The sequence below is a fragment of the Blautia hominis genome, assembly GCA_002270465.1.
GTDB lineage: Bacteria > Bacillota > Clostridia > Lachnospirales > Lachnospiraceae > Blautia > Blautia hominis.
Genome location: NQOF01000001.1, coordinates 768558 through 782708 on the forward strand (window position 1 = coordinate 768558; position 14151 = coordinate 782708).

General features: G+C 49.4%; 10 protein-coding genes. 2 read left to right on the forward strand and 8 right to left on the reverse strand.

The annotated features are described in order from the left end of the window. The first annotated feature begins 143 nt into the window (after positions 1–143). On the forward strand, positions 144–1229 hold the full coding sequence (locus CI595_RS03540) for a CdaR family transcriptional regulator (RefSeq protein ID WP_187143995.1): 1086 nt from the start codon (positions 144–146) through the stop codon (positions 1227–1229). A gap of 24 nt (positions 1230–1253) precedes the next feature. On the opposite strand, the gene CI595_RS03545 is transcribed toward CI595_RS03540, so the two are convergent. From CI595_RS03545 to CI595_RS03555, 3 genes are all read right to left on the reverse strand, one after another. Then, positions 1254–1922 (reverse strand): HAD family hydrolase, encoded by a 669-nt coding sequence (locus CI595_RS03545; RefSeq protein ID WP_095171760.1) that lies wholly within the window; start codon positions 1920–1922, stop codon positions 1254–1256. A gap of 39 nt (positions 1923–1961) precedes the next feature. Then, positions 1962–2729, reverse strand: a complete 768-nt coding sequence (locus CI595_RS03550) for an EFR1 family ferrodoxin (protein ID WP_095171762.1) — start codon at positions 2727–2729, stop codon at positions 1962–1964. 86 nt (positions 2730–2815) lie between these two features. Next, on the reverse strand, positions 2816–5086 hold the full coding sequence (locus tag CI595_RS03555) for an adenosylcobalamin-dependent ribonucleoside-diphosphate reductase (RefSeq protein ID WP_095171764.1): 2271 nt from the start codon (positions 5084–5086) through the stop codon (positions 2816–2818). A 157-nt stretch (positions 5087–5243) separates the two neighbouring features. Here CI595_RS03555 and CI595_RS03560 point away from each other — a divergent pair, with 157 nt between their 5' ends. Further along, positions 5244–7730 (forward strand): vWA domain-containing protein, encoded by a 2487-nt coding sequence (locus CI595_RS03560; protein WP_095171766.1) that lies wholly within the window; start codon positions 5244–5246, stop codon positions 7728–7730. Between the two features lie 53 nt (positions 7731–7783). On the opposite strand, the gene CI595_RS03565 is transcribed toward CI595_RS03560, so the two are convergent. The 5 genes from CI595_RS03565 to CI595_RS03585 form a co-directional block, all read right to left on the reverse strand. Next, complete coding sequence (locus tag CI595_RS03565; RefSeq protein ID WP_095171768.1) at positions 7784–8674, reverse strand: AraC family transcriptional regulator; 891 nt, start codon at positions 8672–8674, stop codon at positions 7784–7786. An 8-nt stretch (positions 8675–8682) separates the two neighbouring features. Then, positions 8683–9474 (reverse strand): alpha/beta hydrolase, encoded by a 792-nt coding sequence (locus CI595_RS03570; protein ID WP_095171770.1) that lies wholly within the window; start codon positions 9472–9474, stop codon positions 8683–8685. A gap of 21 nt (positions 9475–9495) precedes the next feature. Further along, positions 9496–10791, reverse strand: coding sequence for an ABC transporter substrate-binding protein (locus CI595_RS03575; protein ID WP_095171772.1), 1296 nt, complete (start codon positions 10789–10791; stop codon positions 9496–9498). 162 nt (positions 10792–10953) lie between these two features. Further along, complete coding sequence (locus tag CI595_RS03580; protein WP_095171775.1) at positions 10954–13341, reverse strand: ABC transporter permease; 2388 nt, start codon at positions 13339–13341, stop codon at positions 10954–10956. Next, complete coding sequence (locus CI595_RS03585) at positions 13338–14018, reverse strand: ABC transporter ATP-binding protein (RefSeq protein WP_095171777.1); 681 nt, start codon at positions 14016–14018, stop codon at positions 13338–13340. Before CI595_RS03585 ends, CI595_RS03580 begins: the two co-directional genes overlap by 4 nt. Between the last annotated feature and the right edge of the window lie 133 nt (positions 14019–14151).

Sequence of the window (14151 nt, forward strand, 5' to 3'; positions counted from 1 at the left end):
GGGGGAAGGGGTAAAATGAGGTTTGAGTTGGAAGAAATCGGTTTTGTATATAGAAGAAATGTTTTGATGTGTACTACGGTGCAGACTTTTAGTGGAAATGTTATGATGGAACTGTGGTTTGAATGTTTATGGGGGAAAATATAGTGGAAAATTCTATTGATAAAAAGCTGGCGCAGCAGATTGTGGCCACGGTAAAGGATGTATGCGGGCAGAATGTGAATTTTATTGACCATACAGGCATGATTTATGCCAGTACGGACGAAAGAAGAATCGGGAGTTTTCATGAAATCGGAAAGCAGGCTGCAGAGAAGGGGGAAATGCTGGAGGTGGATACAGACAGCCTGTTTGCCGGGACGCAGAAGGGTGTCAACCTGCCGGTCTTTTATAATGGCTCTTTTGTGGCTGTCATCGGTATCAGCGGACCGCCGGATCAGGTGCGCAAATATGCTTATCTGGCGGAACGTATCACCGGCCTTTTGATTCGGGAAAGGGAGCTGAATACTTTCAGCCGTACCCAGGCGGAGAAAATGAATTATGTGATCCACTCTCTTATCAACCGGGAAAATCTTTCTCAGGCTTATCTTCTGGATACACTGGAACAATTTCAAGTGAACAAAAATGGCAGTTACAGGATGCTTCTCATTCATATCCGCTCCGGCAGAGCACCTATGAATACTGCTGAAGCAGAGCAAAAGATTCAGCAGATGTTTGCCAAAACCGGTATTACGCTCTGCACGTTTCATTATCCCAGTGAATATCTGGCTGTTGTGGACAGCCGTAGATTTCCGTTGATTTCGCCTGTTCTCGCAGAGTTTGCCTGCCAACAGGAGGGACGGCTGAAAATCTCTGTGGGAAAAAGCTGCCCTGTCTTTCAGTTGTCAGAGTCTTATGAAACGGGGGCTGCTGCACAAAAAAGTATTGTCTCCTCCGCCGCCCGGCATTATGCGGTCTTTGATGACCTCACCCTGGAACTGATCCTCTCCTCCGTGGAGGAGGGCTGCAAAGCGGAATATCTCCGGAAAACACTGGATGCCCTGGATGCAGAAGATATTTCCCTGCTTTCTGTATATTTTGAGGAGGATATGTCTCTTGGACATACCAGCAGCAGGCTGTTCCTGCATAAGAATACACTCCAATATAAGCTGGACCGTATTTACAAAAAGTGCGGACTGAATCCCCGAAAATTTCGGGACGCAGTGGTTCTGTATCTGGCATTGAAGCTCACCTGACAGCCTTCGGTCCCATGGCGTCTGTCACTCCCGGTTTTCTATGATAGGAAGTGCCTCCGGCAGTGAGTGTATCACTGTGATCCCATGGCAGGTCTTACCGCCTTTTCTGTCCAGCAGTACAGGGGTGATCCCTGCTCCCAAAGCCCCTTCCACATCTGAGGTGAGGGAATCTCCGATATGGATGACCTCCTCCGGGTGAAGGCCGCTTACCTCCAGCGCTTTCAAAAAGATCTCTTTGTGGGGCTTATATGCCCTAACCATGTCTCCGCAGATTATTCCCGCAGGGTGCAGGTTCTTGTCACGCATGCCCTCCTCCACGTAGGAGAGACCGTTGTTGCTGATAACGTAGATCGGAACACTGCATCTTTCAAAGAACTCCTTTGTGTCGGGAAATGCCGGGGCGTACGCCCAGAAACGCTGGCAGAGCCGGTGCAGGTCCTTGAAATCTTCCTTCAGATGGATTTTTTCCGCACATTCCTCCAGCGCTTTGTCCACGATCTCATCCTCTGTGATATAGTTTTCTTTATAACTGACAGCCTCAAAAGTTTTTATCAGCTTCCACCAGTAGGCCAGCATGGCCTCCATGCTCTCAATGTCGCTGTTTTCGTAACACCGTCTCAGCATCTCCATGCCGTCCGGGCCGCCCTCCTCAATGATGGTGCCTGTATAATCCAAGAATACTGCTTTTATCATCTCTCTGCTCCTTGTCTTTTCTATTCGATACTATATCCTTTATGCCGGAAAAATTTCATTCTCTTTTCTGCCGGAACAAGTCTTTTTCATTTTTGCAGCGGCAGCCTTCAGCATAATGTTGTTTACCCCTCTGGCCTTCTGCGGGCAGACGGAAATACAGCGCATACAGGATATACATGTTTCCTTGTCCGTCTCTGACGGGTTCAGCCGGGCAATTGCCCCCACCGGACATTTTTCCGCACACACTCCGCATTTTGTACAGGATCTATTGGCTTTGGGCTTTAAGGGGATTCCGTTGTAGCTTCTGTAGGGTTTCTTTCCCGGTACCTTTACCTCCCCTTCTCTATCCTGTCTCTCAAGCTTCTCTTTTATGCTTCCTGCAAATCCCTGCAGCTCTGCTCTGTCTGCTTCATCCGGTCTTCCTGCGCCAAACTGCCTCATAACAGAATGTTCCGCCACAGCCGCTATTGCCGCTGTGCAGTGAAATCCGGCACCTGTAAGTGCCTCCCTTAGCTCCAGCAATGTATCATCATAAGCTCTGTTTCCATATACCGCAGCGAGAACAGCCTGCGCGCCCCGGCCGTTCATCTGTCCAAGCGCGTCCAGGGCTGCCTTCGGCACTCTTCCCCCATAAGAGGGGACTCCCACAATGCAGATATCCTCTTTTTCAAAGGTATACCTCTTGTAGTCTGCTCCGAAGACTGCCAGATCAATCTCCTGCTTTTCTTCTTCCCAGACGCTGCACAGAATATCTGTCACCTTTTTCGTTCCCCCTGTAGGGCTGAAATAAATATTATATATTTTCATCTTCTGTCCTCTCCTTCACCTTAAAAACGCCGCACAGTCTGTTTGCAAACTGTACGGCAGTCCTCTGGATCATAGCCCGTAAATACTTAATGGCATTTACTCCACCCACAGCTCTTACAGATATTGCAGCCCTCCTCAAAGACGAGGGGTTCGCCGCACTCCGGGCAGTACATTCTCTCTGTCTCCGCTTCGGTCACAGCTTTGGCTTTTGGGGCCTTCTTGTGTGAATGGCTGCCTTCCTCTTTTTTCCTCTGGGCAAGTTCTGCCTGCATTTCATTATACATATCCATCAAGGCATTTCCCACCGCCATGGGACAGCACGCTCCTTTGCTGGTATCCTTTCTGGTCACCCGGCGCGCTGTGTAGGAGGGGCAGGAACCGCTGGAATTGAGCTGGTCCACAATGGTCTCAATATCAATCCCGCCTCTGGCACTGATGGAGATCATTCTGGAAAGCCCAACCATGAAGTTGTTGCAGCCTCCTGTGGAGCCTTTGCTCAGATAAGTTTCCAAAAGCGCGCCTGTATGGGGGTCAAACAGCGCGATGCAGTGAAGGCTTCCGCATCCGGTAATGAGTTTACGCTTTTTGCCCACCACGTCGTCTGTGACCAGGATGATATCGCCTCTCTTCAGCCCTTCTCCCGCAGCCACTTTCTTGGTCTCCTTCGTGTTCAGGATCCCGGTCCGCCTGCAGCCGTCACGGAAGATGGTGATTCCTTTTAATCCGCTCTCATAGGCGTAAAGATACAGGCTCTCCGTCTCCTCCACAGTAAAGCTGCCCGGCACATTCACCGTGGAGCTTATGGACGCGTCAATATGCTTTTGCCATACAGACTGCATATCAATCCTCTGACGGTAATCCAGTGTCATGGCTGTGACAAAATATTCCGGCAGGGATTTGTCATCCTTTATTTCAAACTGCTTCATATAGTTTTCCACAATCTTAGTGTACACCTTGTAATAGACATCCGTTCCGTGCAGGGATTCTGTTTTCCGCTCATAATAATTGGCATACACAGGCTCAATCCCCCCGGAAATCCCCAGCATGGTGGACAGAGTTCCCGTTGGGGCTATGGTCAGAAGCTGTGAATTACGCAGGCCGTATTTGCTCACAAGGCCTCTTGTCTTCTCTGTGGTGTTCGCCGTAAAATACGGTGTCTCCATGATCTCGTCCACACAGCAGGCCGGAAAAGCGCCCTTGTCCCTGGCAAGCTTCGCGGAGGCTGCAATGGCTGCATCTGCCATGGCAAATCCAATCTTGTCACACATCTCCACAGCTTCAGCCTCCCCATAGGTGATACCCAGCTTAATAAGCGCATCCGCAAGCCCCATGATACCAAGCCCAATCTGGCGCCATTTTTCCACGCTCTTTCTCTGCTCGTCCAAAGGATGCAGGGGCAGACCTTCTTCCAGAACCTCATTCAGCGCATTTACAGATGCCTGGACACAATTCTTAAAGCTGTCAAAATCAAAGAAGGCTGTGTCTGTAAACGCATTCTCAACAAATTCCGCCAGATTCACACTTCCCAACAGACAGCTTCCCCCTGCCGGGAGCGGTTCCTCGGCACATGGATTTACACCGGCATAGACAAAATCCTCCGTATTACTTAACAGATTCCAGCCTGTGATGCGGTCCCAGAACAGCGCACCCGGCTCTGCATAATCCCAGTTCGTCTCCGCGATCCTTCTGAACAGCTCCCTGGCATTTACAGTCTTCTCGATCACTTCCCCCGTCACTTCCCTGGTGTAGTGCAGAAGATAATCCTTATTTTCCTTTACCGCTTCCATAAAATCCTCATGGATACGGATGGAGATATTTGCCTTTGTCACTTTGTCCAGGTCTGTCTTCAGGTCAATGAACTCCTGTACATCCGGGTGGGAACAGTCAATGGAGATCATCAGCGCCCCGCGCCTTCCGTTCTGCCCGATCAGAGAAGTGACCAAAGAATACAGCTCCATAAAAGACACAGAGCCGCTGGTCTCCTTGGCCGCATTGTTGATCTTTGCTCCCCTGGGACTTAACTTTGATATATCAATGCCGCATCCGCCGCCATAACTGTAGGTGCGCGCCAGTTTTTTTGCACAGTCAAAAATACTTTCTATCTCATCCTCAGGGGGTGCAATAACATAACAGTTAGAGTATGTCACTTTTCTGTTCTGTTTTTGAAGACCTCTGTTTGAGAGAATCCTTCCGCCAAACAGGAATTTCTTCTGTCTGATATACGCTCCAATCTCTTCATTTCCCCCGCTGATTCTTGTAAGCCAGGCCTCGAAATCCTCGTTTTCACAGCAGTATTTCTTTGCCCAGATATCCATTCCAAGCTGGTTCTCCTCACCTAGCCACTCTTCTATTGTCATAACATCGCTCCTTATCCAGATTTAGTCAACGATTTTTATATTACCACAATATATAGGGCAAATCAAGGTTTGAACCATAAGTTTTACACGGTTGTCTTTAAATTTTGGTACATAACTCCTTTTGCTCTAATATACTAAATTGATTGGAGGTATTGCTATGTCTGAAAACAAAATTCCCTGTCCCTTCCAGGGGCCGGGACAACAAAACCCTGAATTTATAGGCGGATATGACATGATCCGTCCTACCGATGATCCCCGGGAATCCGATTACTGGATCTCCTCCGGAGAAACTGTCGTATACGATGCAGGCGAAAATGTGGGTTCCGGTGGAAATCTGCACTTTTCTGACCGGCTTCGCATTTCAAAAGGTGCCGTGGGCGGCTGTACCGGCACGGTCACCCTTGATATAGAGGGAAACCCGCTGATGTATTCTTACTATCCGCCTCACTCCCTGGATATTATATTTGTGCTGGACGTGACAGCCAGCATGATGTCAGGGGGGAGCCGGAAAATGGCACTTGCCAAAAGAGCGCTGATACAGACCATAGAAATGCTCTGGCAAAAAAACAGGGAAACGGTGATCACTATCATCCCCTTCGCCCGGGATGCCTACATTCCCCAACCGGAGGGCGGCCTTTCCTATAATTATCTGGGCACCTTGTTCACCTGGAGACGCTCCACTACCGGCGGCAACATGATCGGACAGATTCTGGGCTACCGGAACGGCAGCTATGTGTCTGCCACAGATATCCCGGCTTACATGCAGAGTTCTGGACCGATCGCTGCCAGTGCGGAACTGAGCCTTTATAATTATTACAATTATTATAAGATCCGGTATTCTGATATTTATAATGCTGACGGCAGCCCAAAACCGGACACCGTTCTGGAGGATTATCTGGCCTCCGTATATGCGCAGGACCCTCAGGCTTATACCGGGAATTTTATAGAAGCCGTGGCAGACAATAGAGAACTGACCCCGGCCCAGCTCCCCTACAGCATGCATGACAATGGGTACCAAAACAATACGATCCTGGATAACCTGATCTGGGCAATCCCATACGGCGAGGATACCAACACGGAGGCAGGGCTTATGGAGGCCTACAACTTTTTTAAGACACCGGGCTTTGCCCAGTCGGAGGATATTCTGAGAAGGGCTGTGATCCTCATAACGGACGGCCAGGCCAACCGTTCCGTAAACCCTGCATATTCCCAAATCTACGCACAGCCTGACAGCGTGGACAGCCACTTTTTCCCTGACATTCCCGGCGGCCCCTGGAGATACTTTATGTATCTGCAGCAGACACTGCCGAATCTGATCTCTGAGATTGGAAACCGTTCCGCCACTTACGATGAATTGATACTTGCCCTTCAGCGCGCCTGGCAGATATCGGAAAAACTCAAGGACTCAAAAGACGGCAATGCATCCGTATTCGTACTGGGTATAGAAATCGGCGCACAGACCCCCGGTCCGTATACAAAGGAGGACGTTCTGGATATCATGCGCACCATTGCCACCACAGGCTCCTATCTGCATGAGGCAGCGGAGAACGGTTCCGAAAATCCCATCATTGAGGAGCTGGAGCGTCTTGTTAAAAATCTTCTGGTCCTGACCGGAAGCCTTCGCGTCACGATCACGGATACCATCAATACCGCTCTTTTTGACTATGTCCCGGGTTCGCTCCGCATCAGCGGCACACAGGACGGCATAAAGCTGAAATCCAAAAGTGCCCCTGACATTACAGACCCCTCAGCCCCGGATTATACCGTATATCAAAAACCGGCGCTTCTGCCGGATGTCAGCGATGGAAATGTGGCAGGCGGTGTCATCACTGTTGACCTGGGGGCAGTGCCCTTCCCCATTGCATCCTCTGACAGCCAGGCCAAAGTACGCTTAATGTATGAGATAAAAGGCAAAGGTTCCGCGTACGGAACCCATCTGCATACAGACAATGACGGGGAAACCTATGCTTCCTATTCAGAGCCCAGCCATCTCACAGCGGACAACAGTGACCTTACCTACAGCGATCCGCCCCACAGCCTCTATTTCCAGACCCCTGTTGTATCCTGCTGCCCTGCCTATACAGTGGAAAAATTCGTGGGCATTTCCCCGGAAAATACCAAATATAAATCTCTGAAGATCCCTGCCTGCCAAACAGCTTTCTATCGCGTTGCAGTGGGAAACCACACAGATTCCGAGGCCGCCTTCCCTCTGCTCTACGAGGCGGCAGGCGCGGCCACTTTGGAAGAAGCCATACACAGCACAGACCGGCGGATTCTGGCAGAAAACCTGACCGTCCCTGCCAACAGCGTCCGAGAATTTACTTTCCAGTATAAAACAGACTGCTGTGACCACATCATTCCTGATTTTGCCGTTCTGGAAACCCCAAGCGGTCTTCTCTATGACAATGCATCCATTGAAGTACAAGACGGTTTTGCAAGTTATGTGATCCAGTACCTGGACCGCCGTACGGGCAGACGCATCTGCCCTGACAAATTGGTGGAAAATGTCAGTGCCTGCACAAAGATCCCTGTATGCCGGTGCGTCCGGCGTATCCCCTGCTGGAGATATGTGGGTGCCTCTGCCTGCTGCCTTGATCTATGCAAAGGCGACAATGTTTTGAAACTATACTATGTACACAGATAGACGAAAAGGACTGCGCATAAACCTTTCCGTTTATGCGCAGTCCTGTCTTCTGCTTATTCCACACGATCATCCTGTGCCGTTGGAAAGGTGGCGGCGGATGCCCTGTAATTTTTCGGGCTGATCCCGTATCTCTGCTTAAATATTTTGGAAAATGTCAGGGGATTTTCATATCCCACCTCCGCCGCGATCTGATTCACGGGAAACTCTGTGTTCTTCAGCATAGCCACCGCTTTCTCCATGCGCAGGTTTACAAGGAACTGCTGAGGGGAACAGCCCAGCATTTTCTTAAAACTCTTTGCCAGATAGCTTCTGTTGATGCCTATCTGGTCCGCCAACTCATTTACCCTGACTTTCTTGTTGTAATTCTCCACCAGAAACCCCTTTGCGTAGCTGACGTACGCCCCCATGGAATAGGGATATGTGTCCGGAGTTTTGTGGAGCGTCTGGTACTCCTGGATCAGTTCAGACAAAAACCACTGCATCATGCTGTTTCTTCTCAGTTCATTGACCAGGGTAAGCTGCGGTATTTCCAGCATCTTTCGGATGATCTCATGAAGGTGTTTTGTGCATGTCACCTGTCTGACTAACCTCTGCTGTCCAAATCCTGCCTGTGTGAGACATTCATAGGCTTTCAGACCGGAGAAGCCTATCCACATGTAAACCCATGGCTCCTCCCTGTCTGCCCTGTAGCTGCCTTTTATGTATGGCGGTATCAAAAACGCGTCATTTGCCCCAAGCTGAAAGGTCTGGTCCCCGATCTCCAGTGTCCCCTTCCCTTTCAGGATAATGTGGATCAGATAAATGGAGCGTTTTGGGGGACTGTGGTGATAACCCGGCCTGCACTCCTCAATGCCGCAGTAATTCAGTGCCAGCTCCACGGAATCCTGGCTTTCATTATCCAAAAAAGCTTTAAACCTTAAATTCGTCCCCGGATCATGCTCCATAATTCCTCCTATCTGTCAAGCCACCATTGCAGTACATCCTGAATCTGCATGTCCCAGCAGTCCCAGGTATGGTTCCCCTCCGACTCCCTGGCGGTCACCTCAATTCCCAGATCTCTCATGTGCGCCCAGGTATGCAGATTGTCCTCATAGAGAAAATCCTGCCTGCCGCACCACGCATAGAGCCTTGGCATGGGGCTGCCGGATGCTTTTCTTCTGCCTGCCAGTTCCCACAGGTCATTGGAGGAACCTTTCACAGACTCCCGGCTTCCGAAGATCCCATTCCAGAACTCCTGCTCCCTGGGATTTTCCTTCCTGTGTCTTTCCAGGCTGGCCGCAATATCCAAAGCACCGGACAGAGCTGCTGCCGCTCCAAAATTCTCATTGCCCTCAAGAGCTGCTTTCCACGCCCCATAACCGCCCATGGACACACCTGCTGCCAGGATGTCTTCTTTTCTGTCAGAGATATTAGGGAAAAATTCCCGGCAGATGCCGGGAAGCTCTCTGCATATAAAAGTCTGGTACCGCATTCCGTACTTTGTATCCGTATACCAGCCCAACTGTACTTCGGGCATGATAACGGCAACTCCCAGTTCACTGACATAGCGCTCTATGGAAGTCCGCCTGCACCATGTGGTATGATCATCGGTCATACCGTGCAGCAGGAAAACGGCGGGGTATTTCCCATCCTTCACTGCACCTGTCATGCCAATCTGCCTGCTGGTCCTCTGCGGCAGGATCACGGACATCTTTGTGCACATTCCCAGCACCTCGGAAAAAAAATCAACTTGAAGCAAAGCCATGCCTCTTACCTCTTTCTATACTTATTCTTCTGCCAGGGACTCATTCATAAATCCCGCGATCTCCCTGCAGGCATCTGCCATGGTTTTGTCTCCTGCGTAAACTTCCTTTAAGATCTCATTTGCCTTGTTCTCCCAGGCTACTGTAGTCTTGGAGTATGGACGGATGACCATATCATCCATCATATGCAGATAAGCCTCCAGATTAAAATCAGCAGAGTTTGCCCATGCATCTGAGGTTCCTTTATAGGCGGACATGGTGACTCCAAGCTCTGCCTGTTTGATCTGGGCTTCTTTTGATCCCAGGTACTCGATCAGTTTCCAGGCATCCTCTGTGTTTTCTCCGTTTGCGGCGGCTGCCCAGCCCAGTCCGTTATAGATGGACACTCTTTTTCCGGTCTCCGCATCCATGGGAAGTTCCACACAGTCGCAATTTTCGGCTGTATATTCATTGTCCTTGAAATAAGCAAGCATCCAGGAACCCTGGAAGGTCATGGCAATTTTACCGGATTGGAACAATACGTCCTCCCCATTTTCCGACATGGTTTCCAGAGATGGCATGACACCTGCCTGGATCCAGCTCTCCAGCATCTCCATAGCCTCAATGGTCTTTGGGTCATCCCAGCCTGATTTCTTCTTATCCTCAGAGATAATATAGCCGTCATTGTCATAGATCATATTGTAATAGCCTGCCTGATTGTTGTCATTTCGCATGGCAAGGCCGTATTGGCTGCCGTCCTCTTTTGTGAGCTTTTTCGCTGCTTCAAACACATCATCCCAGGTCCACTCAGCCGTGGGATACTCCACCCCTGCCTCATCAAACATTTTCTTATTATACCACAGGGCAATGGTATCCACATCCTTTGGCACTGCGTACTGCTTATCATCATTGTTATATAATTCTACAATATCCTCCGGGTAGTTGGCAAGGTCAATCTTGTCGCTGCCTTCTATCTTGTCTGTCAGATCCAGAAGCAGCCCATTGGTCATATACCGTTCCGCCTCATTGGAGTGCATCCAGAACACATCCGGGAGTGTGCCTCCCCTGGCTCCTGCATCCAGCATGGTCCAGTATTCATCCCATTTAACTACGCCTGTCTCCGCCTTGATCCCCGTCTCTTTCGTAAAATCATCCAAGATCTTCTGAAGGCCTTTTGCCTGATTGTCATCCCATGTCATGACTGACAGCACTTTGTCACTTTTTTCCTCTGCTTTGCCGCTGCTCTCTTTCTTCTGACTGTCAGCATCCTGCCCACAGGCCGCCAGTGCTGCCGCTGCAGCCGCTGCCAGTAAAACCGCACTTATTCTTTTTAACCTCATACCTTATCTCCTTTATTTGCTATGGACTTACAGGCGGCGTTCCGGAACCCTCTGTTTGTTACTATTATAAGAAATCCCAGGCGGCGATAAAATAGAGTAATGTATGAGGCTCATAACCTAATGTGTCATTTTCTTTTCATTTATCTATGTCAAAGCGGTACTCTAATCTGTGTAATTGATCCTCGTAACCAGAGGATCTTTGTTCTGCATGTTCAGGCAGATGGCCGTGATCAGCATGGGCACCAGCAGCATACACACCGCATAAATACAGTATTCTGCCACAGGAAACTGATAATGCATATAGGCGGCACCTGCAAATTTTCTGAATGCCCACACCGTACCAAACCCAGCCAGGCCGCCGGCAGCAAACGTGATCAGAATATTCGGTATTGCCAGGTAAATATTTTCAATACAGAGCATTTTCATGATCTGCCGTTTCTCCATCCCAATGGATTCCAGCATGGCAAATTCTCTCCTTCTGGCAGTAATACTGCTGATGTTGGTGTTGATCATATTAAAAATACTGAATATGATGATAAAAACGGTAAGGCCGTAAATCTGTGTATTCAGATTTTTTATCTGTGCTTCATCATCAATCTTTTTCTCTCTCAGAGTCCGAAGTCTCAAGTTTTTATGCTCATCCAAGATGTCCAGTATATTGGCTTCGATGGTTTCCCCGTTTTTCCGGAAATCCTCTGCGGTTACAAGAAAGGAGGAAGTCTTGTTCATACCGGACCACATTTCATCCATGGCTTTTTCCGTAATATATATGCCGTCTTCCAGCTTCCTGTCCACGTCACTGCTTTCCCGTACACCTGTAATCTGCACTTCACGCTGCTGAACACTGCCGTTATACCACTCTACCCCTACTTTCTTCCCCATATCCAGAGATATATCGAAGATGGATCTCATCATTTTGTTATTCACTATAATGACAGCATCATCCTTTAGCGTGTCTGTGCTTCCTTCATCCAGCAAGGAGTCCAGCCTTTCTTTATTTTCCTCTGTCACAGGATATACATTTACCAGGACCTCTTTGTCTCCATCCCGGATAATTGCCTGGGTAGTGATCTCTCTCAGAACTGCTCTTACATTGGGGATGTGTTCCAGCTGCTCCTTTAGCCGGTCATCCAGGGTTCCCTGTCTCTGCAGGTCCGTGATTCCATACTTCTGCGCATTGCCATGGGCATCGTATGCATAGTCCACAATATATTCCCAGTCCTCAAATTCTCCCATTCTGGAATATTCATCCGTATCCCATGCTGCCATGTAAGCTGCGCCCACCATGAACAATACGCCTCCTATTGCCAGCGACACGGTGGTCAGGACACCCTTTTTCCTGTTGCTGTTCCGGCTGCTCTTTGCCAGCGTCCACGCTGACAGTCTCTTGTGCGGTCTGTCCTTCCCCTCTGTATCACGGTCATCCCCAGCGTATCTTACCGCTTCCACAGGGGAAACACTTCCTGCCATCTTCGCGGGCTTTCCTACGGAAAAGAGAACCGAGAGTATTCCAAAGGCGGCACAGGCACAGGCAGTGAGCAGACAGTTTTTCACATCCCAGCCATCAGGCTTGATAAAATATGCGAACACATTTCCTATCCCTATCCCCACAGGAATGGCAATGGCGCTGAGCATAAGCCCCTCCCTGCGGATCATCCGCTTGATCTGTTTTTTAGTCATACCTATGGTTCTGAGCTGCCCAATCTGCTGGATCCGGCCTGTCACAGACAGATAGAAAATACTGTAGATAACCACTGCAGCGGCAAACAATACGATGATCCCTACCATGACGATCAAAAGCGTCATGCTGCTTTTCTGAAGGGAGTATTCAAAGTTCCCGTTTACATTGATCTGGTTTCTCTCGATTCCATATCTGACAGCAAGGGCATCCACCGCCCCTGCGAACTCGGATATCTGCATATCACCTGCACCGACTATCTTAACCAGGGCTGTATACGGGATATCCCAAAGCCCTGCGCCTCTGTCTGCATATGCTTTTGACACGTAGACAGGATATTTGCTCATCTCACTGCCCCGGTCCATGAGACCGCAGACTACAAAGGTCTCCTGCTCTCCCTCCGCAAAGGACAGTTCCAGCTCTGTCCCTATTTTCACCTCTTTTCCCAGGGCTTTTAAAAGCTGGATATCCACAGCAATCTCATTTTCCTGTTCCGGCACTTTCCCATCCTGGGGAGTGAAAGTGACAATTCCGCTGCTGCGGCTCTCTATATAGAACGGATACATCTTTACTCCGCTTTCCTTGATCTCACCGCCCTCTTTATAGGGCACCAGCAGCTCTGTCTGCCGGTCACCGGCCAGACCCTCCATCTGCCGGTCCGTGATATTCATATACATGACCTGCTGCATGGTATCCAGTATCCGCTGTTTTTCTTTCTCGCCTGATTTCTGGACCATAGCCAGACCGCTTATGAGACTCACGGCCAGGATAATGGTCAGGACCGTAAAAAAACTGTGGAGTTTATTCCCCATTAAGTTACTCCCGGCAACTCTCCACACCACACCTCTGTTATTATTTTTGTCAATGCTCATGAAGACCACCCACTCTCAACAATCTTTCCATCCTCGATCCGGATGGTCCTGTCCGCCACCTGGGCGATCTCCTCATTGTGAGTGATCATGACAAGTGTCTGATGGAATTTTTTACCGGCTGCCTGAAACAGCCCCAGCACCTCCTGGCTTGTCTGGGTATCCAGGTTTCCTGTTGGCTCATCTGCCAGTATGATAGCCGGCTTTGTGATCAATGCCCTGGCAATGGCCACCCTCTGCTGCTGCCCGCCGGAGAGCTTTCCCGGTTTTCTCTTCAGTTTATCCTCAAGTCCCAGGACCGTTACGATCTCCTTCACGTAATCTTCATCCGCACCGCGTCCGTCCAGCTCTATGGGCAGGACGATATTGTCATACACATTCAGATTTGGCATCAGATTAAAATTCTGAAAAACAAATCCAATCTTACGGCGCCTGAAAATGGTCAGTTCATTGCTGTCAAGCCCGCTTAACTCCTGTCCGTCCACCATCACACTGCCTCCTGTGGGGCAGTCCAGCCCTCCCAGCATATGCAGAAGTGTACTCTTGCCTGAACCGGACCGGCCTACAATGGCAGTAAAACTCCCCTGCTCGATTTCCATACTGATACCGTCAAGAGCTTTTACCAAGAGCGGCTCTTTTCCGTAATACTTTGTGAGATTTCTTGTCTGTAATATATTCATAATCCGTTCCCCTTTCTTCTTATAAATCCATTATAGCCGTCTATTCTCTCAATCCGGTATCAATATCCTGTATCAATAGTACCAATATTGATATCTTTCCGCATCCCATGTGTATCCGCCCAAAACACCGCCC